At 39.5% G+C, this 26,570-nt stretch carries 17 protein-coding genes and 5 pseudogenes; 13 read left to right on the top strand and 9 right to left on the bottom strand.

The features are described from left to right. Positions 1-232: 232 nt before the first annotated feature. Positions 233-1,465 (top strand): ATP-binding protein, encoded by a 1,233-nt coding sequence (locus FTU79_RS09855; protein ID WP_094069408.1) that lies wholly within the window; start codon positions 233-235, stop codon positions 1,463-1,465. Positions 1,466-1,503: 38 nt separating this feature from the next. Next, positions 1,504-1,590 (top strand): annotated as a pseudogene (locus tag FTU79_RS16680) (HNH endonuclease); the annotation flags it as partial. Between the two features lie 268 nt (positions 1,591-1,858). Here FTU79_RS16680 and FTU79_RS09850 read toward each other — a convergent pair. After that, positions 1,859-2,686 (bottom strand): annotated as a pseudogene (locus FTU79_RS09850) (TonB-dependent receptor domain-containing protein); the annotation flags it as partial. Between the two features lie 474 nt (positions 2,687-3,160). Between FTU79_RS09850 and FTU79_RS09845 the strand changes: the two are divergent. Together FTU79_RS09845 and FTU79_RS09840 are read left to right on the top strand one after the other, a co-directional pair. After that, positions 3,161-4,714, top strand: coding sequence for an esterase-like activity of phytase family protein (locus FTU79_RS09845; protein ID WP_167846514.1), 1,554 nt, complete (start codon positions 3,161-3,163; stop codon positions 4,712-4,714). A gap of 67 nt (positions 4,715-4,781) precedes the next feature. Then, positions 4,782-5,663 (top strand): hypothetical protein, encoded by an 882-nt coding sequence (locus FTU79_RS09840; RefSeq protein ID WP_094069355.1) that lies wholly within the window; start codon positions 4,782-4,784, stop codon positions 5,661-5,663. Between the two features lie 22 nt (positions 5,664-5,685). Here FTU79_RS09840 and FTU79_RS09835 read toward each other — a convergent pair whose 3' ends face one another. Continuing rightward, positions 5,686-5,889: a hypothetical protein gene (locus FTU79_RS09835; RefSeq protein WP_094069354.1), complete on the bottom strand. Its 204-nt coding sequence runs from the start codon at positions 5,887-5,889 to the stop codon at positions 5,686-5,688. A 390-nt stretch (positions 5,890-6,279) separates the two neighbouring features. On the opposite strand from FTU79_RS09835, the gene FTU79_RS09830 reads away from it, so the two are divergent. Genes FTU79_RS09830 through FTU79_RS09820 form a run of 3 tightly spaced genes read left to right on the top strand, consistent with a single transcriptional unit; the run spans position 6,280 to position 9,419 of the window. Continuing rightward, positions 6,280-6,582, top strand: coding sequence for a type II toxin-antitoxin system HigB family toxin (locus tag FTU79_RS09830; RefSeq protein ID WP_154320130.1), 303 nt, complete (start codon positions 6,280-6,282; stop codon positions 6,580-6,582). 31 nt (positions 6,583-6,613) lie between these two features. Then, positions 6,614-6,985 (top strand): type II toxin-antitoxin system HigA family antitoxin, encoded by a 372-nt coding sequence (locus FTU79_RS09825; protein ID WP_000354814.1) that lies wholly within the window; start codon positions 6,614-6,616, stop codon positions 6,983-6,985. 25 nt (positions 6,986-7,010) lie between these two features. Next, positions 7,011-9,419, top strand: coding sequence for a DEAD/DEAH box helicase family protein (locus FTU79_RS09820; RefSeq protein WP_094069352.1), 2,409 nt, complete (start codon positions 7,011-7,013; stop codon positions 9,417-9,419). 44 nt (positions 9,420-9,463) lie between these two features. Here FTU79_RS09820 and FTU79_RS09815 read toward each other — a convergent pair. Together FTU79_RS09815 and FTU79_RS16675 are read right to left on the bottom strand one after the other, a co-directional pair. After that, positions 9,464-10,378 (bottom strand): annotated as a pseudogene (locus tag FTU79_RS09815) (type II toxin-antitoxin system HipA family toxin); the annotation flags it as partial. Continuing rightward, a pseudogene (locus FTU79_RS16675) lies at positions 10,375-10,680 on the bottom strand (transcriptional regulator). The pseudogenes FTU79_RS09815 and FTU79_RS16675, both read right to left, overlap by 4 nt. A gap of 237 nt (positions 10,681-10,917) precedes the next feature. Here FTU79_RS16675 and FTU79_RS09805 point away from each other — a divergent pair. Next, positions 10,918-12,231: an ATP-binding protein gene (locus tag FTU79_RS09805; RefSeq protein WP_070153175.1), complete on the top strand. Its 1,314-nt coding sequence runs from the start codon at positions 10,918-10,920 to the stop codon at positions 12,229-12,231. Positions 12,232-12,374: 143 nt separating this feature from the next. Here FTU79_RS09805 and FTU79_RS09800 read toward each other — a convergent pair whose 3' ends face one another. The 4 genes from FTU79_RS09800 to FTU79_RS09785 are packed head-to-tail and all read right to left on the bottom strand — an operon-like array spanning position 12,375 to position 16,156. Continuing rightward, a complete protein-coding gene (locus tag FTU79_RS09800) occupies positions 12,375-13,493 on the bottom strand; it encodes a hypothetical protein (RefSeq protein WP_179989052.1) in 1,119 nt (372 codons plus the stop codon). A 10-nt stretch (positions 13,494-13,503) separates the two neighbouring features. Beyond that, complete coding sequence (locus FTU79_RS09795) at positions 13,504-14,508, bottom strand: YecA family protein (RefSeq protein ID WP_070153169.1); 1,005 nt, start codon at positions 14,506-14,508, stop codon at positions 13,504-13,506. 18 nt (positions 14,509-14,526) lie between these two features. Further along, positions 14,527-15,876: a type II toxin-antitoxin system HipA family toxin gene (locus FTU79_RS09790; RefSeq protein ID WP_179994267.1), complete on the bottom strand. Its 1,350-nt coding sequence runs from the start codon at positions 15,874-15,876 to the stop codon at positions 14,527-14,529. Then, positions 15,866-16,156, bottom strand: a complete 291-nt coding sequence (locus FTU79_RS09785) for a helix-turn-helix transcriptional regulator (RefSeq protein ID WP_070153163.1) — start codon at positions 16,154-16,156, stop codon at positions 15,866-15,868. The genes FTU79_RS09790 and FTU79_RS09785 overlap by 11 nt, the downstream gene beginning before the upstream one ends. Positions 16,157-17,134: 978 nt before the next feature. On the opposite strand from FTU79_RS09785, the gene FTU79_RS09780 reads away from it, so the two are divergent. From FTU79_RS09780 to FTU79_RS09760, 5 genes and pseudogenes are all read left to right on the top strand, one after another. Next, positions 17,135-17,572 carry a hypothetical protein gene (locus tag FTU79_RS09780; RefSeq protein ID WP_070153154.1) on the top strand — a complete coding sequence of 146 codons (438 nt, stop codon included), beginning with the start codon at positions 17,135-17,137 and terminating at the stop codon, positions 17,570-17,572. After that, positions 17,559-19,829 carry a hypothetical protein gene (locus tag FTU79_RS09775; RefSeq protein ID WP_070153152.1) on the top strand — a complete coding sequence of 757 codons (2,271 nt, stop codon included), beginning with the start codon at positions 17,559-17,561 and terminating at the stop codon, positions 19,827-19,829. Before FTU79_RS09780 ends, FTU79_RS09775 begins: the two co-directional genes overlap by 14 nt. Next, on the top strand, positions 19,813-23,001 hold the full coding sequence (locus FTU79_RS09770; protein ID WP_154320135.1) for a tyrosine-type recombinase/integrase: 3,189 nt from the start codon (positions 19,813-19,815) through the stop codon (positions 22,999-23,001). The genes FTU79_RS09775 and FTU79_RS09770 overlap by 17 nt, the downstream gene beginning before the upstream one ends. Before the next feature lie 329 nt (positions 23,002-23,330). Beyond that, positions 23,331-23,648 (top strand): IS200/IS605 family transposase, encoded by a 318-nt coding sequence (tnpA, locus tag FTU79_RS09765; RefSeq protein ID WP_257229519.1) that lies wholly within the window; start codon positions 23,331-23,333, stop codon positions 23,646-23,648. Between the two features lie 61 nt (positions 23,649-23,709). Beyond that, positions 23,710-24,821, top strand: a pseudogene (locus FTU79_RS09760) (IS66 family transposase); the annotation flags it as partial. A gap of 485 nt (positions 24,822-25,306) precedes the next feature. On the opposite strand, the gene FTU79_RS09755 reads toward FTU79_RS09760, so the two are convergent. Then, positions 25,307-26,479, bottom strand: a complete 1,173-nt coding sequence (locus FTU79_RS09755) for a replication initiation protein (RefSeq protein WP_094069347.1) — start codon at positions 26,477-26,479, stop codon at positions 25,307-25,309. Positions 26,480-26,570 lie beyond the last annotated feature (91 nt).

Here is a 26,570-nt window from a genome sequence, read left to right as displayed (position 1 = left end):
CTCATCTAAGGAGTAGACCCAGATACGATATTAGGCATATTTAGGTTTTTTGTCGTGTACAGAGTCAAAAAAGATAGAATCTGGATTTTTATTACATTTACTATCCGTATACTTCAACAGCAGCTTTGAATGTTTCACTTAACCTTAAACTTTTTTTAAAATTAAATATATTTACATATACGTTCTAAAATTTGATATAATTTATTAAAACTTTAGATTCCAAGTGTAAATAATGAGAAGCGCTAATATTCGACGTGATGGCTACTTAAAATTTCTGAATACATGGCAAGACCGTGATGTCATTAAAGTACTTTCAGGTGTGCGTCGCTCTGGAAAATCCACCTTATTGGCAATGTTTCAACAAATCCTAAAAGCACAGGGTGTACAAGCCGAAAACATCATTGCCATCAACTTCGAATTTATGGAATTTGAAGAACTCACCGATTACCGTAAACTACATGATTATGTATTGTCCAAAGTTGATAAAAGTAAAAAAAACTATGTTTTCTTAGATGAAATACAACATGTTACAAATTTTGAGAAAGTAGTCGACTCTTTATATGTTCGGGATTATATCGATTTATATATTACAGGCTCAAATGCATTCTTTCTAAGTGGAGAACTTGCGACTTTACTTACAGGACGCTATATCGAGCAACATGTTCTACCTCTGTCATTCCAAGAATTTAAACAGTGGCATATTGAAAATAATCCGATCATCCAACAATTATCAAATCGTGATTTGTATGCCATGTATACGCGCAGTAGTTTCCCTTATACGCTTGCCATGACTAGCCAGCAGGAAACTTATGATTACTTGCAAGCAGTCTATGCCAGTGTAATGTTTAAAGATGTTATTCCCCGTTTGAATACTGCCGATATTAACTCTCTCGAGCGTGTCGCAAGATATTTGGCAAGCGTGACAGGCTCACCTATTTCCATCAATAAAATTAAAAATACCTTTGTTTCAAGTGGGGTTAAAATTTCATTTGAAACAGTAAAACGCTATATTCAGGGCTTACAGGACAGTTTGTTATTTTATAGTGCCGCACAATTTAAAGTACGCGGGCGTGAGTTATTACAATCCTCTGAAAAATACTATTTAGTTGATGTCGGATTGCGCCGGATTATGTTGCCTGATGCTAATGCTGATCAAGGTCATATCTTAGAAAATGTGATTTATCTTGAGCTTGTCAGACGAGGTTATACGGTCTATGTAGGGCGGGTTGATGAATATGAAATTGATTTTGTTGCTGTCGATACTTTACAGAATTTAACTTATTATCAGGTGGCATTAGAAACGCTCAATGAGGAGACACTCAGCCGAGAGTTACGTCCATTACAGAAAATTTCTGATTCGTATCCCAAGTATTTGCTTACCTTAGACACGATAGGGACTGAAGCGAATTATAATGGTATTGTAAAAATGAGTGCTCTCGATTGGTTGCTATCTGAAAATAAGTAAAGTTGAGGGTAGACATGGATACACTTATTTATTAATTAAAACTCAAAGACTTTTCAGCATTAACCAAGAGTGTGATCAAGCATAATTTCTGCTCCATTTGTGATGGATTGATTTACCTCGACTCGATTTCTATCTGATTAAGATGTATGGTCCGCTTGCATCATGTGAGGACAGGAAAAGGCGAAACGGCTACTTTTTGCATGTGATTAGATAGTTACGGCTGTTATAATCCGTTACTTAACGGGGGATTAATATGTTTAAAAATTTATTACTGAGTTTATTTGTGGCTGTTCCACGGCTTTGTTGCATAAAGATTTTGTAAGCTTCTGATTTAAATAGGTTTGTATGAATTTCAACCTAAAAATTAATGAACAAAATCAGTTGGTTATGTATTTATGCAACAAAGCCTATGTTAGAATATTTTTTTATCGATAGTCCAACATTAAAATTTCGTCTATCTGCGGGCTCAAAGAAACGATTATTACTATCATTGACAATCACGGAACCCACATAGTTTCGATCTAATAAATTATCTAGTCGTGCATAAGTATTTACTTTCCAGTCTTTATTGACCCACAAATAGCCAACATTTGCCGCAACGACCGTATAACTTGGTGCAGTATCAGAGTTGATATCATCGACATAAATCTTGTCCATATAACGTGCTTCTAAGCCTGCCTGAAATCCCTGCTCAGGTTGCCATGCCAAGCCTACAAAAGCTTGATTCTTGGCAATACCTGGAATATATGTTCCTTTTTGTATCAGCGGTTTGGTTGTGGTCGCTGGAATATCAGCATCAAAAGTCGCATCTAAATAACTATAACTGGTTCGAATATTGAGTGCTTGCCAGAGCTGTTTTTGCCACGATAACTCTAAGCCTTCACGTAAGGTTTTTTCTGCATTACGAAATGTGCTTCGCCCGCCATTGGCATCGTCAGGCACAATGTCATTTTTAGTTTCAGTATGAAATACAGCAAAAGTAAATAACCCTAAGGTATTCTGCGATTTTAAGCCAAGTTCTACGGTATCACTGGTCGCAGGTTTTAAATTAAAGTTAATGCCTGAAGTCCCTACTGTAAGATAGGCCATCTCGGTAAAGGTTGGTGTTTCGAAGCCTTTGCCATAGCTAGCATAAGTATAAAGCTCAGGTAATATATCCCAGCCTAAAGCGACAGTTGGAAGTAACTTTTGATAATCTGTTGAACCACTGTCATCACCATTGCCTGTGGTTTAGTCATGGTGCTGAAGCTATTTCTGATGTCTTAATTCTATTACCTGCAACACAGTACATTTAAGTTGATGATGCTACTAGCAATGTTTTAACTATTGGAAAATATTACAGTAATTTAAATTATTTGGGGGAATTTTCAATAAACATAAATTTCGACACGTCACATTGTGTCGTTAGTAAGTAGGATGATTCAATCACTTCAAACTTAGCATTGGTATAACCCTGCCCTATGAGACAGCTTCATAATAAGGCTGCTTATATCTAGAATACTGTGGCAGTTTAAAGTTTTATTTTAATTTTACCTCAAACCACATTTGATAAATAATGAAGAAAACCTAGATATAACCCCCACAAACTACTGATATTTTTAATTTGCTAAAATTTTACATTGATCATATTTCATTCATGTAATTGTCATTTTTGCTTCTTATGATGAAGCTTTTTAAACATGATGCTTCAAAAAAATGAAAAAAAAACCACTAACCTTAGCTTTATTAGCTTCGACAATTTTATTAACCGCATGTACTGATGATGGGGACAATGGTCAAAATGGATTGAATAGTTTGATTCAACAGACGCCTTTAGTACTTGGAAATGATGATTGCTGGAGTGCTGGAACACGTATTGAAAGTGGTTTGGATAAAAATCAAAATGGTGAGTTGGATGCGAATGAAATCCAGCAAAGCTCCATCCAGTGTGGTCCAAACTTATTTGCCCAAGGGGTTGCATTGCCTTACCAAAACTTAACAAGCTTTAAGGCGAATGGAACAACTATTGCGAGTGCATTTACACTTCGACAGGGTGGCTTTGGCTCTGATGTTGCTGCCCATCCTACGAACAATAAACAATTTTACGCAATCACAGATCGTGGCCCAAATGCTGACTATAATGATGGCGTGAATGGTGCTGGTAAGATTTTTCCAATGCCAGACTATATACCTAAAATTGGGTTGTTTGAGGTACAAGATGATGGCTCAATCAAACTCATCAAAACGATTTTATTAAAAGATCGTGATGGAAATAATATTAGTGGATTACCGAATACTGCTGCACTAGGTGGTACAGGCGAAACACCTTACGATATTCATGGCAAGGTCATCGCTAAAGATCCATCAAAGCCTTATGACCCAATAACGAACCCTATCAAACTTGATGATTACGGTCTCGATTCTGAAGGTTTGGCAGCATTGAATGATGGTACATTCTGGGTGAGTGATGAATATGGTCCTCACATTGTGCACTATGATGCCAATGGAAAAGAAATTGGTCGTATTAATCCTTTTGTAAATGATGTGCGCAATACCTTCACTTTACCGCAAGAATTTAGTTATCGTCGTGCCAACCGTGGTATGGAAGGTTTAACTATTACACCTGACCAAAAAACATTGGTTGGGATTATGCAATCGACAATGGACTTACCGACTAAAGCTGTTAATAAATCAACCTTAACACGTATTGTGACGATCAATCTTGAAACAGGAAAAGTTGCTCAGTATCTCTATCGTCAAGAAATTGATGCTAACTCAAACTCAGCTATTATTGCGATTAATGATCATGAGTTTTTAGTACTGGAACGTGATGGCAAATTCCTTAAAGACGATCCGAATATCATGAAACATGTTTATCGTATTGATCTGAAGGATGCTACCAATTTGGAGGATATCGCAACTCAGGGCGATCTAGTGCAAGATCCTAAACTTGGTTTAACGATTGCAGGTAAAACCCTCGAGCAATATTTCATCAATAACGATAAAAAATGGGAAGCATTACAAGCACTAAATATTCAGCCAGTAAGTAAAACATTGGTATTGGATATGGGTAAACGTGTAAGTTATGCGCATGACAAAATGGAAGGTCTATGGTTGATTAACCGACAAACTCTTGGCATTGTGAATGATGATGACATGGGTCTTTGGACAACCAATGGTTTAGAGCAAAAGTATTTGGATAATGTGGGCATGCGTGTCGATACACCTACCTTATATATTGCCGATAAGTTAAATCTTTTCAACCCATAACAATGAATGAAGCCCAAAAGCTAAAACTTTTGGGCTTTTTAAATTCAACTTTTGTCTAGAGAGAAAAATGAGAATAACTCAATCGGCTTTGATAACTTTCTTGGCAATTACAGTGCTACCATCGCTGAGCTATGCATCTCCCAAAGTCACATCTCGCGAATACAAAGTACTATTAGATCCCATAAATTTTAATTATGGAAATGAAGCAAGCAGCATAAATAGCTATTTTTCAGCGGTGAAAAATGCGATTGAAAATAAAATCAGTCGTGACGTAACTGGTGCTATGATCTTTGATACACAAAGAGAAATCCGCTTTTACGATACTCAAGGAAGCTGTACTTTAAAAAATATGGGATACAGCTTCAGAGAGCGTAATGAAAATGGTACAAAAGAAGTAACTTTAAAGTATCGTGGATATGACCATTATATTGCTGACTTCAAAGATTTGACTAGCAATGTATCAGGCGCAAAAACTAAGCTAGAAGATGACATTACTCGTAAAGATAACTTGAGTTTCCTTGTAGTTGCAAGCAAGTCAACAACCGTACCAACCTCGCGAACCATTAACGATTTTGAGGATATCAATATTCTATTTACTGGCTTCAAAAATGACTATAATTTTAATAATAGTCTAGCCCTGAATCAAGTTGGTGGTCTAACTATCTATGAACGAAAATATAGTGGTGCAACGATTGATTTAGGTGAATTCGATGCAGATTTAGAGTTAAGTTTATGGTATACCCTATTGCCTTACGGTAGTCTAAAACCTGTTTTAGCAGAAATTTCGTTTAAATATTCAGATCCCAATGCGAATTTCACAAGAAAAGTAGTTGATCGTGCTGCTTTAAGCTTCAGTGCTTTAAAAGGTTTAACCCAATATAATGCACCAACTTCGACAGCAACAAAGACTCAGTTTGTGTACCAATATCAATCAAATTTCTGCAATTAGCCTTCATACACATCTAGAAAATTTAACCTGATAGAAACAATAAAAAATGGGTAACTGTCAGATCAGGTTTGAGATACAAGTTATCCTTCTCTGCCCCAATTTCAAGCCCAATATTTAAAGCTTGGGCTGTTCTAAACACATTAATCACACAGCCTAAACCGAGTGAATAAATCGGCTGTCTTAATAGAACAACAACAGCACCTAGAATATGCTCAACTTCAGCCACAGTTTCAGGCTCGTATAGGTATTTTCCGTTCGCTTCTACGTGATTGTCAGTTTAGGACGCAAACTGGGGCTCATCCCGCCTGCACGTCCAACGCACAGCTTGGGGTATGAAGAATCACTCTATTGGTTCAGAGTATTGGCCTTCTTCGATGGCAAACGCAGCCGCATGTCGAAAAGGCCCATCAGGCGAAAATAGCAAGCCCCCCATTTGATCACTTACCGTGGCAGTTGGGACAATGGGGCAACACTTGATATGCCGAGCTTAAGAGGGTGAATAAGAGGGATGTGAACCGCCCCAAGGAATGGGGCAATTGGGGATGCGGTAACAACTCCTAACCGCATCAAGAATACCAAACTTGCAAAAGTCCCAAATTGGGACTAATATCTATTTATGAGAATTATCGCACTATCAACCTTAAAAACATTTTGGGAAGACAGCTCAGAATACATTGACGCTAAAGAGCCAACGTTAGCTTGGTATAGGCATGCATTAAACGCTGATTGGGGAGCACCGGCGGATGTGAAACAGGACTTTAGAAATGCCAGCATCCTCAAAGATGGGCGTGTCGTGTTTAACATTGCCGGTAATAAATACCGGTTAGTTGCTTGGATCAATTATGCGTACAAAGTGGTTTACATACGGTTTATCGGCAGCCATGCGCAATACGATAAAATTGATGTACAAACGATTTGAAGCCAAAAGGTAGTAACAAGAGGTAAATATAATGGACATCAGACCTATTAAAACAGATGCCGACTACCGCGCGGCATTAAACGACATCGAAAACCTAATGATGGCGGAGCCTGATACCGTCGAAGGCGAAAAGCTGGACATTTTGGTTACGTTAGTCGAGGCCTACGAAGCAAAGCATTTTCCAATGGATTTGCCAGACCCTGTTGAGGCAATAAAGTTTGAGATGGAGCGCAAAGGCTTAACCGTTAAAGATCTTGAACCCATGATAGGTAAAAGCAATCGTGTTTATGAAATCCTAAACCATAAGCGATCACTCACGCTAAAAATGATTTGGAAACTTCATGAAGGGTTAGGTATTCCAGCAGAGTCGCTGATCAAGCCACCGCAAGTTCGCGCTTTATAGTGCTGCGAATCAAAATTAGTTTGTTATGAATGACGCTCGCTACCCAAACATTTCTGCTATTGATAACAGGCTAGCTGAGCTTGAAAATGAAAAGCAGCAGCTTCTCGCATTAAGAGAGGCTTTGCGTAGCGCTCAAATCGAGCGTTCAGTACAGACATTCACGCCAGAACAAAAGGTCGCCTTATTCAGACAACGATTTCGTGGAAGAGAGGATATCTTTGCCAATCGTTGGCAAAATCAACAGGGGCGCAGTGGCTATTCCGTAGCCTGTGATAATGAGTGGGTAAGCGGGCTATGCAACAAACCCCGCATTAAATGCCAAGACTGTTCACACCGAAAGTTTAGCGAATTAAACGAGCACATTATTTACAGGCACCTTGCCGGTCATCAAGTGGTTGGTCTGTATCCACTACTTAAAGATAATTCGTGCTATTTGTTGGCAGCCGATTTTGACAAAGGCTGTTGGCAAGAAGAAGTCAAAGCAATGTCTAAAGTGTGCCAAGCGTTTGATATTCCGCACGCGATAGAAATCTCGCGTTCTGGCAACGGGGCTCACTTATGGATATTTTTTGAAACCAATATCCCAGCGAACCATGCTCGGGCACTGGGTTTCGCTTTGCTTGATAAAGCCATGGAAATATTTCCAAATCTATCGTTTGACTCCTATGACAGGCTCTTTCCTAACCAAGATGTACTTCCTGAAGGCGGGTTTGGCAATCTCATTGCGTTACCACTTCAAAAGGAGGCTCGCCTTTCAGGTCGTAGTTGCTTTGTTGACAGTGACCTGAATGCCATCGATGATCAATGGCGGTACCTTGCTGAGCTTAAAACGCTCACTCAGTCGAGTATTGACCAACTCATAACAACTATTTCACCCAACACCCTATTACTGTCCGAGCAAGGGCTAACAGACAACCGCCCTCCTTGGGAAATCACAGCCAAAGCCGCACCAATAAAATTAGAGTCTTTGCCGAAAAACGTGACCATTACCTTGGCCAACCATATCTACTTTTTGATGAGCGAGTTACCTGGGCCATTACTGGCCGGACTAAAGCGATTAGCTAGTTTTTCTAATCCTGTGTTTTTTAAAACACAAGCGTTGCGCTTTTCAACCCATGGCATTCCGAGGTTTATTTCCTGTGCTCGTATTGAAAACGGTTATCTAGCACTACCGCGAGGCTGCCTCGATGATGCGATTGCTTTGCTACAAGAGCAAAACATTTCGCCACTATTTGACGATAAGCGTGAAATTGGTAAACCATTATTAAAGCTTACCCCTGAGTTCACTTTGCGAAAGAACCAGCGTGACGCAGTGGCCGCAATATCTAAACATGACTTCGGTATTTTGCATGCGCCAACTGCATTTGGAAAAACGGTTACTGCCATTGCTATGATCGTAAAACGCAAAGTAAATACCCTCATACTGGTTCATAGCCGACAACTGCTCGAACAATGGCAAGAGCGCTTACGCACGTTCCTACCCGAAGTAACCATTGGCAGTATAGGCGGAGGTAAAAGAAAGCCGAGTGGCATTATCGACATAGCCACCTACCAAAGTTTGGTTAATAAAAAAGACAATTCCATCACTCCTCTCATTCAAGACTACGGCCATATTATTGTTGACGAATGCCACCACCTATCTGCACCAAGGTTTGAAATGGTACTCAACGAGGTAAGAGCAAAATATGTATTGGGCCTTACAGCAACACCAGAGCGACAAGATGGTCATCAAAAGATCATTTTTATGGCGGCAGGGCCTATTCGCTACAAAGTGAAACAAAGCCCTGATGAGCAATTTACTCAAACCGTGATGATTCATCAGCTCTACGATGTACCAGCAGCAGAGCTTATAAAAACAGATGAGCGCCCCAAAATAAGCGATGCCTACCGCTGGCTCGTCAATAATGAGCAGCGCACTTCAAAAATCGTCTCAGACGCCTACGAGTGTGTTCAAAATGGCGGACACCCGTTAGTCCTTACAGAGCGTAGAGAGCACGCAGAATCCATACACTCACGACTTACCGAAATGGGTATAAGCACTGTCGTACTTAAAGGCGCCATGAAAGCTGCGGAACGCAAGAACGCTGACAATCATCTGCAATCGGCTCAAGTCGTCGTCGCAACAGGAAAATATGTAGGCGAAGGGTTTGACCTACCAAGACTGGATACGTTGTTTTTGGCCATGCCCATCTCATGGAAAGGAACATTGGCTCAATATGCCGGTCGTATTCATCGTGAATCGGAAGGCAAAACACAAGTCACTATTCACGACTATGTGGACTGCACTCTCCCTATGCTGCAACGCATGTTTAAAAAACGCGAGAAAAGCTACAAGGCTATGAGGTACGCCCTTGAGTACATTGATGACAACAGTAACAAGCAACCTTCATTGAAATTAGAAAACATCCCTTCACCAAATACCAAGCCAAAATAAACAGCAGCACTTCATTAAACACTTCCCCATGCCTTTACCCCCATACGCCAAAACTGAGCTAAATCAGCTGTGGTTTGTGCTCCACAATTGGAAATAAATTCAGCAATCTCTAAGTAGCTGGCACCTTGAGATTGTTCACCATCATAGTATTGAAGCTGTGTCATGGCCGACGAAAAATGCAGCCGCTTGTCACCGTCGCGGTCAAACCGTTTTGTTAAGAAGGTATGGTGCTGTGACGAAAATTGCCTCATCTCACTTGGAAACATGTCAACACCTGCCGCTAACGCCAATTCATAACAGACCATCTCCCACGCGCCCACATCATGGGTATCGTTTAAATTGGGAAACTTAGCAATCCACAAGTGGTCTTGTTCATCTGTGACACAAGCTTTGGGCCTTGCACCACCTAATGATGAGCCTGGAGAAATCAGCATTTTCAACCAGCGGTAATACTCGTCACTGTCGATGTTATCGTCTTTTTCAATCTGCATTGCTGCATGCTCTAGCTCTCGCAAAGAAGCCATTGGCGGCGCAGCAAATTCAGAATTGTCGTCCAAAAAAGCATTCGAGCCTGTTCGCTTAAATCGAATACCACCCATCCGGTAAGAGTCATTTACGCCCAGCAGGTAATCCAATTCGTTTAATCGACTTGTTGCTCGAATGCCTTTGCGCGCCTCAATCGCCGCACGCCGCTGCATTAAAATACGCCCCCATCTATCAGGCGATGAATCAAGAAATGCGCGGAAGCTTTTATCGACTTCATCGTTTTAGAGTACACCGGAGTGGAGGGTCAGGATGGGATCAATTTGCAAGCGATAGGCTGAGGTTAAAAATGCTTTATCGTAGGCAAAACTAAACACGCCACCTCGGCTTGAATCGCTGTAAGAAAGCAGCCCTATTAGCAAAGGTGCTTCAATTGGCTGCCAGTCGGCATAGACTTCAACGATTTCACGGCTCATCTTGAACCTTCCAGCAATTTTATGTTTTGCAGCTTGATACCCACTTCATCATGGGCGGCCATTTCTGCAAAGTTGCTTTCCATGCCAAGAACGGCCATCACCTTTAAGTAAGTGCCTATGGCAACGCCCGGATCACCGGCTAAGACTTAATTCACGGTTTTATGATCAAAACCAGTACGTTCACACAGTAGCTTTTTGGTAAAACCACGTCTTTTCATCGCCAACAGCAAGTCTTCACCAAACTGCGTCAGGATTTTACGCTGCTTTGGAAACAATATATTGTGTAAGTCACGCTTAGCCATATCACCAACCAAAGGGACTATATTCCCACTTTACTCAATATAATTGGATTTATATCCTACTTTTAGGTTTAGCTTGCGCGTTGGCCAAGGCGATGATGTGAATCCCTGAATGCCAAAGGTCATCAAATTACACTTTTATGCGCATAAAAATGTAAAATTCCGCACTTTTCTGCGCGTAAAAGTGTAGGCTGAGTTATACTACAGGCAGTTAACAGTCTTAATTGGCGGGAAATGACAATGCAGCGCAACTTACTAAACGCCCTAATAACATGGAAAAATCAACCGGTGCGCAAGCCATTATTGATCGATGGTGCAAGACAAACAGGTAAAACCTATCTGCTACAAGAGTTATTTGGGAATACCTTTGCCAACATCCTTCGTATCGACTTCCTTGAAAACCCTGCCTACAAAGAAGCGTTCGATGGCTCTCTGTCACCTGACGAGCTAGTAATGAATATTGAGTTGTTAACCAACCAAGCGTTCAACCCAGAAACCGATCTGCTGATATTAGATGAAATTGGCGAATGTGAACGTGCCGTTACCTCACTAAAGTACTTTGCTGAAAAAGCACCGTCCTATTTTGTCGCTGCCAGCGGCTCGAATATTGGTTTGCTCAACACCTTCCCTGTGGGCAAGGTAGAACAATACAATTTACGACCACTGACCTTCCAAGAATTTATTTACGCATCCAACGAGCAAGCGCTGATCAAAGCGTTTGATAGTCAAGCAAGCACACCGGCAGTACACACCAAATTGATGGACAAACTCACTGACTACTTTTTTACTGGTGGTATGCCGGAAGCCGTTTCTGCTTGGTATCAGTATAAGGATTCAAGCATTCTAGAGCGTGTTGAAAAAGTCACAAAAATTCATGCCGATTTAGTGGAAGGTTATCGCCGCGATTTTGGTAAGTACGCGGGCAAGGTCGACACCACACTGATTGAATCGGTATTTAATAGCATTCCAGCCCAGCTATCACTTGTCAGCGATGAGTCGGTTAAACGCTTTAAATTTAAGCATGTGCATGAGCGTAAATCTCGTTATAGCGATTTTGAAACCGCGATCCATTGGCTTAACTGCTGCCGCCTAGCTTTGCCAAACTACCCTATTGAAGGATTGCCGAAATCTCCGTTAGCGGCCTATAAAAAAGAAAATATGGTGAAACTGTTTTTGTTTGATGTGGGTCTGCTTAATCATATGCTCGGCAGCAGTTATAAAGAAATTAAGCAACAAAACTATGAATACAAAGGTTATGTGGCTGAAAACTTTGTGCAACAAGAGCTCACTGCCATTGGCGTTGACCCAAGCTATTCATGGAATGACGCCCGTGCCGAAATCGAATTTATTTTGGCGACCGATGAAGGCGATATCGTCCCTGTGGAGGTCAAAAGTGGTAAACGTACAAGAGCAAAATCGTTGGCATCCTACGTTGAAAAATGTACTCCAAGTAAAACCTTTAAGTTAACGGGTACACAAGGCTCATCCGCATTAGAGCAAACCAATATCGTGATGCCTTTGTATTTCACGCAGTATTTACCACAGAGATGGTAAAAGCGCGTTACTTAGACCCCGAGGTCTACACAAAGTGACTTCATAGGTAACAATTTGTAGACCTTTGGTGGGCTTACAACCTTTCAACCAACCCTCAATCGGTTTTTTGCTAACGTCATTTGGCCAGCCTATCGCCTCATCGTTTAAAGCAAATCACTCAAGCGATTTAACAGTGCTTTACGGCTATTATTCGCCACAACAAAGCGCTTAAAACGTTGTTCAAACGCCGCTTCATCAGCTTTGAACTGATAGGCCTCAAACAGCTGATGCAGATAGCGTGATGCCGCATCGTAACCACTGGCGCAAGTTCGATCCGCTTGCTCTTGTGATTGCTGCCAGTAGTGCTCACGTTGATTGTAGATATACGTCAACGCTTTTTCTTTTTCCGCTTTTTCGATAGCTAATTTTTTTGCGAGTGCTGCGGCTTGCTCTTGCTGTAATTGACTTTGCGCTTGCTCAATGAAAGGAGAAATGACGGCGGAAGTTAACCAGTATTGATAGATCTCGTCTGTGTTGACAGGTTCTTTTCGCGTCAGCGCTAAGGCTTGGTGACGGGTTAGCTGGCCTTGCTCAAACAACGTGCGTAATAGCGTGTCTTTCTCTGCTTGCGAGAGATTATGGATCCACGCATCAAGCGTAAGCTGAGTTTGTTTGGCTTGGTGACTGGGTTGTTCGCTCAGCACCATGGCGAGCGCCTTAACCAATGCTAAGGGAATATCATACAGCGCAGCAAACGACTGCTCCTCTTCCCTGAGGTGCTCAAAATCGAATTGAATTAACGGCACTCGCTCAACGCCATCATTAAAATCAAACGCTTTGAGCCACATTAAGTACACAAGGCGCCAATCCCCTTGCATTAACCCGCCGCGTAAAGCGGCTAAATGCTGGAAAAAGTCGTCAGCATGCTCATCGTCAAAATACTCATCACACTCCTCAAGGGAAAAAATCAGCAACTGCCACTCATCGTTTTCGTGAACATGAAGTCCATCACTTGAAAAGCCAAGTAACGCATCTGGAAGCGTTCCTGCTGGTAGCTTGATGTATACATCGATTGAGCCCCAATCGGCATAGTAAAAACCGATATCAAAGTATTTTAACATCAGCTCAAAAGGCTCGGCCTTTAGATCACTGTAGGTGTAATACACCTGAAAGGCCGTAGCGCTGATCTCGGCACGGCTTGAAATGGCTCTGAGTGCTTGACGTGCTTTAGCATCTAAATACCCATCCAGACGCTCAAATTTATAGTATTGAAATTCGCTCACGGTGACCTTGCTATTTATTTATTGTGAATTGAAAAGTTTGTTTTAACAAAGGCTGTACCTGAATCACTCTGGCGACTTGTTCAGCGTTTATATAACGTCTTGGGTCAATCGTTACAAATCCCCAAAACTGCAAAAATCGCTCAATAAATCGTGATTCGATGAGCATACTTAAGTTTCTTTCTGGCGAGAAGTAATCATCCGTAGGGAATACCAGCAATAGATTAGGGAAAGCTGTCATCACCTCTTTCACAAGCTGCTCCACACTGTTGTGGCTTTGAATACGCCACAGCATAAACAACCAAAAAGTGCGCAAGTCGACATCGTATTCGAAACTGTCCAAATAACCCCAGTTATATTTGCTGATAGCGGCCTCTAACATAGGTTTGAAAAAGGCCTGTATGCCTAGCGCTTGATACTGCTTTTGCGCTGATTTTTTTACATGGTAGCGGCCACTGCGCCGATAAATAATACCGCTAATTTCGGCAAGCACTCGGGTGTAGTGCAAGGCATTAAATTTGTCTTCATTGCTGCCCGAAAACTCGCTGATGCTTATACTACGTTCTAATTGAGCAACGGCAAACTCAGGCAATAACTCACTGGCCTGTTTAACCAACTTAGCCGGTAAGTTGCCTTTACTCGTGGCTTTGAAGGAGCCTTCTTGCGCCATGGCCTCATCAAGAATGAGGGCTAGATAACGCATTATTGGGCTGGCAGAAAGAGAGTCGGGAGTGCAAATTGTCACCCACTTTAATTCATCAAAAGGCGCATAAAGCCAATTGGCCATTTGCGTTGGCGTTACGCCACAAAAATCGGGATGAGGTTGATGATTGCGTTCTTGCACTTTGTGCTGCAAAGCGGCATTGAGTTCATCAAGACTCAAATTTGGGTTCATTGCCAGCATGGTTTCAACATCATCGAAGACTTGGGCATGTTGCTTGGAAACGCTGCTCATACAACAACGTTTAAATTTTTTACCACTGCCACAATGGCAAGGATCGTTTCGGCCGAGCTTCATTACTGTCCCTTCTTATTGTTATAGAAAAAGCGCTGCATTTTCTTGTTTACGCTGCTCCAATGTCTTAGCAATCACGGACATTGTTGTTTTACTGATCCCTTGTTGCTTGGCAAGATACGTAAATTGGCTGATGGCTTCTGCGACTTCTTCAATAACTTGCTTTGCATCATTCCAATTCGCAAAGCCAGCACTAGTAGCAAGTTTTTGCATCACCTTAAGCGATGGCACTTTGCCATAACCGCCGAAAGCAGTGGCGTGTTCGTTGAATGGATGTGGGCTGTAGGTAACATCGTAAAAAGGTGCAGGGTTCCATTGACCGTCATCCGCTTGCAAAAACGCCCAGTTTTTACTGTGGTCGTCTTGGTTAGACGACAGCAGGTTAAAAACGGCACGGCGAAATTGCAGCTGCCCAGCAGCAGGAGATTTACACAACTGACGGCTGGCTTTGATCAAGTCAATATAATCTAAACTTGGCGTTCGAAAGTCTGCATCCAGCAGCCCGCAAGCGCTGTGCATATGCAAGCGACCTGAACTGCGATTACCGCTTAAACGGGCCTGCTCCGTGACATAATCAAAACGCTTAAGCGCCAACCAGGCAGACGCACCGCTTGTAGTTGGTGCTTCAATGAGTTGCCAGACTGGTGGTTGGCACTTGGCAAGCTCGGCCATTTGCAAATAAACCGCTTCACACAACCCTTCTTCATGCCCGAGCGCGAGATTTTTCGAGGTAAACTTAATCAGCCAAGCCTCATCTCCAGGCTGAGCAAAGGTTCGACAATGCTGAGTTTCCCCTGCAGGCATATAAATCTGCGCCTTAGGCCTTGCTCCACCCGAACTACCACCGGCGACTAATGCGGCCAACACCTGTTGCGTATGCCCATCTAACTCATCGTGATTATCATCCATATAATCTGACATTGAAGCATCGAACAGCGTTTGTGCTTCTAAGCCCAAGGTTGCTAAATCAATGTCCGCGTATGTCGTGGCTGAAAACTCAGACACCGGAGCAAAAGACAGCGCTCCCATGCCTTTATCACCGACAAAGGCCAGTCTATCCATCGCCGTTAATTGATTAGGTAGGATGCCCTTTTGCCGGAAAATACGATCTTGTAACAACATGCCCCAGCCATCGGGCAAACAATCCCCAAATACGCCATGTACACCTTGGTGCGGCGCTTTAGGTGCGGCTTGAACTAGCGTATTCGCTTGCAAGGTAAACGGTGATAAATTGCCAAACTGCTGCAAATAGTCGTCAGTATACTGAAAAAAAACGCCTTGCCGATTCTGCGCCAAGACTCCAACAGATATCTGCTCACCTGAGCTTAGCGTACGAGTAACATTAAGCTTCTGAATCGGTTTAAAACTCATCTTTTAGCACCTCATCAATACTCATGGGTATAGCAGCGCGTTCTTTGCTAAGTTGCGTGAGCTGATAAAGCCTATCTAGCGAATCAAGTGTCTGCCATAGCAACAGCAATTGACGAAATGAAATTTGCCCGGTCAGCTCAAATTTCTTAATGGTGGCCGCAGGTACGCAGCTTCGCTCAGCCAATGCAGCGCGCGACAGCTTTGCCTGCTTGCGTAACTCACGTAAATAAGCCGCATAAGCTTGGCTTACATCGGTATCATCAAGTAAGGTAAAATTCATCCGCAAAGACCAAATGGATACAGTTATATCCATTATAGCGAAATAAAACATAAAGTGGATACTATGATATCCATAATTGCGTAGAGTGTTGAAAAAATCACTCGATAAAGCCCTTCAAAACTGCTATTTTTAGACCCTAACAGCAGCATAAGATTAACCCGTTAGGTCAGGTGGCCTAACTTAAATAAAAAAGTCTCCGACAAACCCGGTACGGTTCAGCCATATATAACTCCATCAACCTGATTTTTTACCATTCGGTTTACCTAATTAATCATCACAAAATTATGTTGGTGATTATTTGGTAAATTTTTAAAAACTTATGTGACCAAAATTAAACGATCTTAATAAACATTAATTCCAATAAAAATATTTTAAAACGTAAGTTATTGATGTTATTGTACTTATATACACAGCAATTTATACAATTTAATGTAAATTATGTTGGTGACTATTGCCAAGGTTGGGGTATTTTTATGATCTAACTTTTACTACTTTGTAGCAGGAATCACAGCCATACAATCAATCAATCCCAACCTCGGTAATAGCTTAAAAATATTACTAATAAAAATAGAACCAAATTAAATTATGCACACCAAAACTATAAATTGTGTCTACTTTTCTACACTTACACAATAAATACCGTTAGATTACTTGAAAAGTAAACAGTTAAATAGTAGAAATGTATCATAGTTATATTTTAATAATCTAAATATGTGCCGTGGAACGCGTAAACAAGTAACTTCTGAATGTTCATTTAATTTTGATAACCCCAAAATTATCTTCAAGCGAGATCTTTCTAAACTCGCATTAAACACTCATCCAGATTTTGCTGGCATTCATCACTGCTATCACATGGCCTTTCGAGCTCTACGATTAACTTCTCATTTTCGTTTAGCATCAAACAAACTCAATGTTTGGTCTATAGCAGGAATATCCAATTTCTGGATCGCTGATAATTTTGATTTGTACCTGCATCACATGAAGCTTCCGCCTTCACCTCAGGAATTACATGTATATACGTTCCCACCTGATGCCAACTTACAACAACAACTCAAACACTATGCAAGCTTTGAATTCTTAAGTTTTTTGCAAGCAAATACTTTTGATATACACAATTTAAATCCGCAGCATCTTCAGCAAGCGATCAACCGATATATTTCGACTGAAGTTTTACTCGACTTTAATCGCTTACATTCATTCAAAGCACATAAAACGCTCAGTCTTGAGGGGCTTGGTAAGTTACTCAATTTTAGCCATACACAACTCCACAATAGAAACAGAAAAATCCATGCACGTCGCCAGCATCTACTTGACGAAGTCAGCAAGCAATCAAAAGTCGTCGATCATTATTTAAATCAAAATGATTTTTCACCAAATCCAACAGATTTTTGGAATTGTTCATATGCACGAAAGTGAAACTAAGCCCCTTCCTCAACCCAAAATTTTATTATCAGACTTATTAAAAAAGCTTTTTAATGCAGAGGATTTGTGTCTTCATGCACATATTAACTTTATCGCAGATCTATTGGTTTACCATGACTGCTCAGATTATCTTAAGGGGCTTGTTCTCAGTGAGATTGAATCTGATATTTCTACAAGTTCACCACCTCGCATTCCCGCTACTCTCCAAGCGTCTAGAAAATCTAAAATTGGTGATTCCCCAATCACGTATTACATCAACAGTATTGCCAGCATTTATCATGCGCACACGGAACTACTCACCTGGAATGTGCTCGTCCTTAAAGCAGCACTATATTTATTAGCATTGCCGCAGATCAAACCAGATTTATTTGAAAAACAACATACAGAGCATCTCAATACGATTAAGCGCTTATTTCAGCGTTTCCGCGTTGCAAACAAGTCTTTTTTTGCAAAAAAAAAAGATGCTCACGCATTAGATTATCAAGCATTCTTAACTCTTAAATTCCCTGCTTTATTTCTATCATTAGAGCAATTTGTAGAGTCTGCTCTTCAACCTGAAGCAGATCAAGAACTAAATGATTTTCAGAAAAATTTCTGTGATGAATTACGTATTGCATTCAATTATGTACTAAAAAGCCGTCCAAAAATTGCCAAATCAAGTGTAGATAGTAAACTGCAATATCGTACATGGGATACCGATGGAACTATTAACGAAATCATTGAGACTAAAAAAAGTAATAGAGGTTTAGCTAATGAGCAAGCCCTTGACGAGCAAGAAGACCCCTCTGTTATTGTTCAAGCAGATCAGATTACACCACTTGCCAGACATTCTAAAAATGCCCAACGTATGGCACTTTCGTTAATTCCAAAACATATGCAACGACAAGATCATTTGCTCACTGCAAGTTGTTTACTCCCAAGTGTTTATACTATTTCTGACCTAATTACATACCTGTATCATGATGATAAAAAACATAATGATAAAAGCGTGCTCGTTGTATTACTTTGCTTAATCACAGGCGTTGGCTTTAAAGACTGGTTAAATTTTCAAAAAAGGCGTGTAAAAAGATTAAATCATCGCCAAGTCATTAAATTGCAAAGTGACCAATACTATCTCTCAACCAAATTCAGCATTTTTGAAGATGCAACGTTTGAATATCCGGAGTCACTGATCAATAACACCGTTCATTTAGATATCCCTATCCCAAATCACTTTATTGATCGTATCAAAGCAGAACCAATCATCACTGAAGATGAGCTAAAGAAAAAAATTAGAATAATAAAAGATGAAGTCAAAATTCCTCAGCTGAACTTATCAAAAACTAGCTCATTACTGCATCATGTTATTTTGCAAAAAACAGGCAATAGGCAACTTGCTGACATCATCACTGGTGTAGATGCAAGTCACTCTTCTTCAAGCTCTTACTGCCATTACAATGTAAATAAATTACAAAAAAATTATGTCAAAGTTTTATCTGAACTATGTACACAGCTCGCTGAAAATGACTACGGTGATATTGTCTATAGTGATCAGTCCATCTGCTTTGGTAGCCAAAAAGCACCAAGTAAAAATGTCATAAAGGACATCCTTTTCTATCTTTACACCAAAATTTATACGACTTCAGATAACGACTGGGTAGAAAGTTTTAATGCTTATAGCATTTGGATGTGGCATATCCTACTTTTGTTTACCGCTGCACGACCTGTTCGGGACTTTCCAGGTTTTTTGAATAATATAAGTTTTCAGCAACAGACAATTATGCTGTCTGACAAAGAGGTCGGTGGTAGACGTGGCTTTGGACGCTTGATTCCACTTTGTGCATTTCTCATCGGTGAATTAAAGAAATATCTTCGTTTCCTCGAACATATCCAACAACATTACATGGCGATTAACCGCGAAATCTCAGCCCAAATTGATGCCATATTTAATAATGAACAGCCTCTGTTAAATCTTTTACAAAATGGCACACTCACTCCGCTTACACCTTCCAATGTGCGTGACTTTCATCCTGAAGTTGGGTTAGCACATCCCAACTGGCACCGCCATACAACACGTGCCTTTCTCACCAACAAACAAATCCCCGAGCCTTTAATACTTGCACTTTTTGGACATGAAGCCTTCCAACAGGAAGCCGCACATCCATTTTCTAGTTTGTCTCTGAACCAATATCGCGCGCTCGCAACACATTTAAATGAAATGCAGGAATATTTTGAAATTATTGGAGTGAATTTAAATGTCCTCATCGCTTAAAAAAGCAGATCAACTGTTTGCCGAAAAGAAACGAGAACTTACTCGACAATTAAATGAACAAAAAATTCAAAATGAAGTTCATGCTTCACTCCGCAAATATTTTTCAGAACAGCAGTTTGATCAGAATCCACATTTGCTAGGTGATTACGGCGAGGTTTATAGCCACATCAAGAAAAACTCTACGAGTAAAAAGTGGATCAAGTTTGCATATGATTTTTTTGAAGATTACATCAAAGAGTTAAATGCTCAGCATCGCTTGGATTTAGAGCTGCCTCATGCTGTTTTAGATATTAAAAGAGATAAGCCTATCGTGACCATGAGCTGGAATGCCGATGGTCATGAAATAAATGACCTCGTACAACAGCTTTATAATTATTGGGAATTGGCTGAAAGCTGTGACTCATTCTCAAATGAGGAAATCGTGGGCAATATTATATTGTCTGCCATTCTATTTGGTGGCTTAAATGAAAAAGCTGAACTTAATGCCTTGCTTGAACACCTCAGAAATCCAGTAAAAGTACGCCATTATAAAGACCTTAATATTCTTTTTTTAGAATCCCATTCTAATCATTATGGCGATATTTTTATTGATGAATATACTGTTCGAAAATCTAGAAATTTTATTCCAGACCCCGTCACACGTCTGTGGCTAATACATTTTAATCTGAGAGATATTCGACATGTTCATCTTCCCGTAGAGGGCTATCTTGAGTATATCTTTCGAAAAATAAAGAAAAAGTTTAAAAAAAATAGCTTATCGCATTTACTTCAGCATGCTCGCTACAACTGGTTACAGCTTCCCAACGTAGATATAGATCCGGCGCTCTCTGAATGCCTCATCGGGAATTTACTCAGTTGTGGTTTACCCGAACAAGAGTTTGAGCGTTTTGTGCAACCAAAATTTAAATATAAGCATGAGCTCACTACTGAAGTCATTCATCAGTCTAAGAATTTACCTCCACAAACTGTTTATTTGCATCATGAGCAAGATGCACTAAAAGATGTACTAAAAATTCATAAAGACTTATTAAAAATTATTCGTCTTCGCCAAACAGATGCCCCAATCTATCAACTCATGATCGATTATTGTATGGAGAATGCAAAACTCTTTAATGAATACAGTAAACGAATCACCCTGTGGTTAATTAGTCTCTTTAAACCACCTCAAGAAGATATAGATCTGCTAGCTCAGAGATTTGATTTTTGCGCTACAATTTTTGCTAAAATCATTTCCAACAATAGCCAGTTAGCCAAAAGCTCAATTTACACATACTACACTCGAATTGGTGAGCCTTGGCTAATCTATTCTTTACAATATCAATTTTCTGAGGACGATGAAGAAACACGCCTGCAAAAAATATATGCACAGATTTATCAAAATAACTGTATTGCTGAAAGTCTGCTCGAAGATACTGTTAAAAAATCGGCTGCTCAAATTGTAAAAACACTCAAACGTTTTCATCAATTTCAAGAACAACTATTCGATGCCCCAGCATTCACTTTAGAGACGCTGGATCAACAAACCAGACCACGCACACGTATTATCAGCCCAGTCACATTTCAACTGTTAATCAAAAAACTTCAACAAGCACATCTACAAAATATCATCTCTCAACATGACTATGAAAATCTTAGTCTTATTTATACGCTTGCTTACAGAACTGGGATGCGAATTAATGAAATGATTGGTTTACGTATCAAAGATACTGAAGGATTAAACAGAATATCATTATTGGTCAAGCCATATGGGTCAGAAAAAATAGGCAATGAACACAGATTAAAGACTGACAGCGCGCAACGTAGCGTGCCCGTGTATTGCTTACTCAAAGCATCTGAGTATCAACAATTTCATCAATATGTTGTCAAACAGCGGTTAACAAAAAAACCGAATGATTATTTATTCAGTCAGTTCAATGAGAATAAGAAACTCAGCCAGCACATGCTGACTGCACCCTTTAAAAATTTTATGGATCAGTTATTCAAGCAACATCACTATACATTTCATTCATTTAGACATTCTGCAGCAAATCATTTAGCATTAATTTTTAAATGTGATTATCATTTTTTGTCTGATAGCCTCACAGACTATACGGAAGTTGAATATAATCAGCTCAGGGCTGAGTTATTACGTAATTCAATTGATCAAAATCATTGGATTATCATCGCACATCTTTTGGGGCATCTCGAACCCATCGAGACCTTTAAAAGTTATATTCATGTAGCTTACTTTATTGCAGGTTATCAATTTTCCAAATATCGCCCATTACTAAGCAATGGTTTGGTTAAGAAAATGCTGGGGATAAGCAATTCAACACAAGAGTTACATTTTCTAAAATCGCTCAATGATCAGTCTGAATTCAATTTTGAAATGCATGCTACAACGCTCTGTAAACTCCTTCTAAACAATCAAGAAAAATGGATAGCGAGCAATGCTCACACACTACATGCAGAATTAGAGGTAAATCAAACGCAAGAACATTGTATTTTTGACTATTTTGTCGCGACTCCAGAATCTAAAATCGATCTTGATCTATTTTATAAGGCACTCTGCTTATTAGAGTTATACAAATATGATACGGAGCGCGTAGCACAAGAACTTTGCCTATCTCATGAGCTCATCAAGTATTGGTATGACAATGCAATCCAACTCAAACAACTTAAATCTAGAAAAAACAATCCAAGACTTTTTCATATAACCGAACTGCAATACATCAAACCGTCAATGATTGATACTAATGAGGACCTTTTATTGGTCACACATTTTTTTAACTATCTACAAGCCTGCTATCAAAAGTCACCTGAAAATATTAGGTATGTCTTAGAATTCTTTATTAATCACGTAACTGCTTCACATACAGGTTTACATTCAACGCGGAAAAATATTCAGAATCTGGAAAAATTCTACTATGCGGCCAAAGATCTGTTTCCTGCCAACATGTGGCATTTACTTGGAATAGATATGGTTAATTTTTTAAACAAAGAAATTACGCCGAATCTACTCAAACTTGCCAAGGCAAATCAGAAACTAGAAGGTTACCCAACAACAAAAGAAAATAATGCACGCTTACAGCTATATTCCTTAAAACAAGGCAAAGCACTACCGGCTTTTAAATTTTGTTTACATCTGGCTTGCATTGGTAGGCCTGCTCAATTGCAGTTAGAAATAAAATGACTTCAATAAATCATCGTAACGGATACTGCTTAACTCTCGTGCTACACCTAAGTTTTAATGGTGAGTGTCTGTTTTAATTTTTTTTGGGGGTTATACAGTTAATTAATGCTGATAAAAGCCTAGGCTGGCCATATATAATTCCATCAACCTGATTTTTTACCATTCGGTTTACCTAATTAATCATCACAAAATTATGTTGGTGATAATTTGGTAAATTTTTAAAAACTTATGTGACCACAATTAAACGATCTTAATAAAAATTAATTCCAATAAAAAATATTTGAAAACGTAAGTTGTTTATTTCATTGTACTTATATACACAGCAATTTATACAATTTAATGTATATTATGTTGGTGACTATTGCCAATATCGGGCTTTGGATTTTGATGCTGTATTGATTGAATTTAATGGGGAGGATGATCATGTTCATTTATTAATTAATTACCCACCAAAAGTTGCTATTTCAAATTTAGTGAATAGCTTAAAAGGTCTATCTAGTCGCCACCTTAGAAAAGACTTTCCTGAAATTAAAAACAAACTTTGGGGTGATTCTTTATGGTCGCCAAGTTACTTTGCTTCAAGTTGCGGTGGTGCGCCATTAGAAATTATTAAACAATACATCGAGCAACAACAATCACCTCATTAGAATTAAAAATCGAGCCTTATATCACCTCCATAAATGAGGGTGTTTTACGGCTCATTGGATAAATAAACATAAACGTCGACTACTCCCAGATCATTTAGCAACCGTACGTATTGAGCATGAATCTGCATCAACGCAATACATCTGTGGGTGCACACTGCGTCGTATCGGCGAATATCAGTGAAAAATTGAATTTCAGACCAGCGCAGTTCTATAAAGAACAGCATGTGCGTGGTAAATGGGTTTGTGATCAATGTGACACCCTGACTCAGCAAACGATGCCTGCCTATGTGATCGATAAATGTATTGCGACACTTGAGTTACTTAGCCATGTGCTGGTATCCAAATATGCTGATCACTTACCGCTGTATCGTCAGCGACAGATCTTTCTGCGCGCAGGTGTAGATCTATCTAGATCCACCCTGTCAGATTGGATTGGTCGCTGTGGTGTAGACACTTGAACCTCTGGTCAATGCCTTAAAACAGGTGGTGCTGCAGCAAGGGGGTGATCTATGACTTTCAAGAAACCGTTCAGGTCTGCATGCAGAAGAATTCCTGAATGGCTGGCAGGGACATCTGGTCTGTGATGATTACAGTGGTTATAAAGCACATTTCAAATCAGGTCAGATCATTGAAGTAGGTTGCATGGCACATGCATGTCGTAAATTCCATGAACTGCATATCACTGGGAAAAGTCAGATTGCTGAACAGGCACTGGTGCTGATTCAGAAATTGTATGCGATAGAAGCAGAGTTAAGGCACAAGACCGACGGTACAGCGCAACAACGCTGCGAATACCGGCAACGGCATAGTCAACCAGTGATGCAACAACTATATGAATTGCTCAACCAACATCATCTGATGGTGCCATCAAGTTCTACCACCGCTAAGGCAATCAATTACACTCTAAAGCGCTGGCAAGCCTTAAGCCGCTATTCAGATGATGGTAATCTATCTATTTACAATGATTTGGTGGAGAACCAAATGCACCCTTGGGCTTTAAGTCGTAAGAACTGGTTGTATGTTGGATCACTGCGCAGTGGTCAGCGAGTTGCTAACATCATGACATTGATCCAGTCAGCAAAGTTGAATGGTCTAGATCTGTATGCCTATTTAAATGGTGTACTGCAAAAGTTGCCGACATACAAAGTGATCCAAATTAAAAGATTGGCATAGAGTTTAGAGGATACTTACAAATCAATGGTATCGCCAAGTTGATCGTCATCATCTTTAGCTAAAACGGTCTTTAGCTTATCATTTGTGGCTAGACGCAACAGCATCAAATATCTAGCTTAAGAAGCATCTCAGAGTAAATTTTTACAACAAAGCTAATAAGCTTAGGCTATTTTAATAGTTTTCATGATCCGCTGCTTTATACAAAGGCTATAAAAATATTTAGTAATTTTTTATCTAAATTACTCTATATACTTAAAACTTGGTTGATCTCCCTATCTTAACCACACCATTTTTTGAGCACTGAAAAACTTTTTTCTGCAAAAATATATGAGGAACAACAAAAGTGTAAAATCTAAAAATAATATCTATTCTTTTAACTATTTTTCATTCAGCTATACACACAGATATTTTGTATCCAATTTTCTTAGTACTTGAATTCTTCAGTGATACATTAAAAAATGTGTAGCAAGTTGCTACACTTTTCCTTAGACAAGCTCTTTACCAAAAATATCATTCAGCCTATCACGAATACTTTGTACAAATTCCGGATTATTTTTTAGTTTATGCTTCATATTACGTTTAAAGTCATTCAAGCTCATACCAACTTCAGCAAAATCCATTTGGAATAAAGTGTCATTAATAACAATATTTGCTTGAGAGTCAGTGAGACAACCAATTTTTTTAAACCACTTCTTGAACTGCGAATACTTTTCATCATTATTAAAAATGTACCAGGAACGTACATTCGTATCGAATTTTGCCCCCAATTCTTTTACTAATGCATTCTCTTCAAATGGAACATCAAGATAAATTTTTTCAATTACAGCAGTTTCATTTAGTGTTTTATCAGTAATACGCTGATGCAGTTTAAAATTCACCCCCACAATTGGGCGCCCTTTTTTTATGGTTTCATACTCTAGTTGTAGATCTGTATTTTCGTTAATTTCTGCAACTATTTTATCTAATACATAGCGTCTAAAATCTACCCAGCGATCATATTTAGTTTCATTAATATCAATCAGAGCTTTCAAGTTTTCTAAAAGCATTGGGACTTCATAACTCTTTTGGCTTGCGTACTTGAATTCATTTTTAATGAAATACGTATAAAGACTCATACTAGCAACAGAATCCAAGGCAAACAGATGTTTCAATTGATAGGTGGTGAAATTCCCCCCAGCCAACTGCGTGAAATACGGTAACACCTCACTGGTAAAACGAATCTGAATGGCATTTTTAGAATCATCTTCCCATCTTAACTCACGGATAATAGGAACGACAGAATGTACTTTTTTAGTCTTTCTCTTACCATCATCAGTAGGTTCCTCAATAATAAAATGAGCCACCCTAGATGAAAGTTCTTTATAAATCCGGTCTATTGCAACATTAATCGAATTGCGTTTATTCAATCCTAGTAAATCTGCCAAATCATCCTTATACAGATAAATATAGGTTTGTTCTGTGATTTCACCATTTACCCTATTTTTCTCACTATAATTTGCAACAGCCATTGCATATAGGAGCGCCTTATATTCATTGGCTGATAACTCAATTGGGCGAATTAAGCGGTTACTAGTGCTAACAACGCCATTATGACGAATATTGCCTATACAGTAAGGAATATGATTCAATTCTTCTTGCAATGATTCTGATTCTGTCATAACCGTGATATTTATATATTTAATTCTATTTTTATATACAAAAGTGGAAAAACTTTCAAGACTTTCACCACAAGAATCTAAGAGTGGAAGG

Source organism: Acinetobacter sp. YH12144, from assembly GCF_013418345.1.
GTDB classification, from domain to species: Bacteria; Pseudomonadota; Gammaproteobacteria; order Pseudomonadales; family Moraxellaceae; genus Acinetobacter; species Acinetobacter amyesii.
This window is presented reverse-complemented; position numbering and strand designations above follow the sequence as displayed.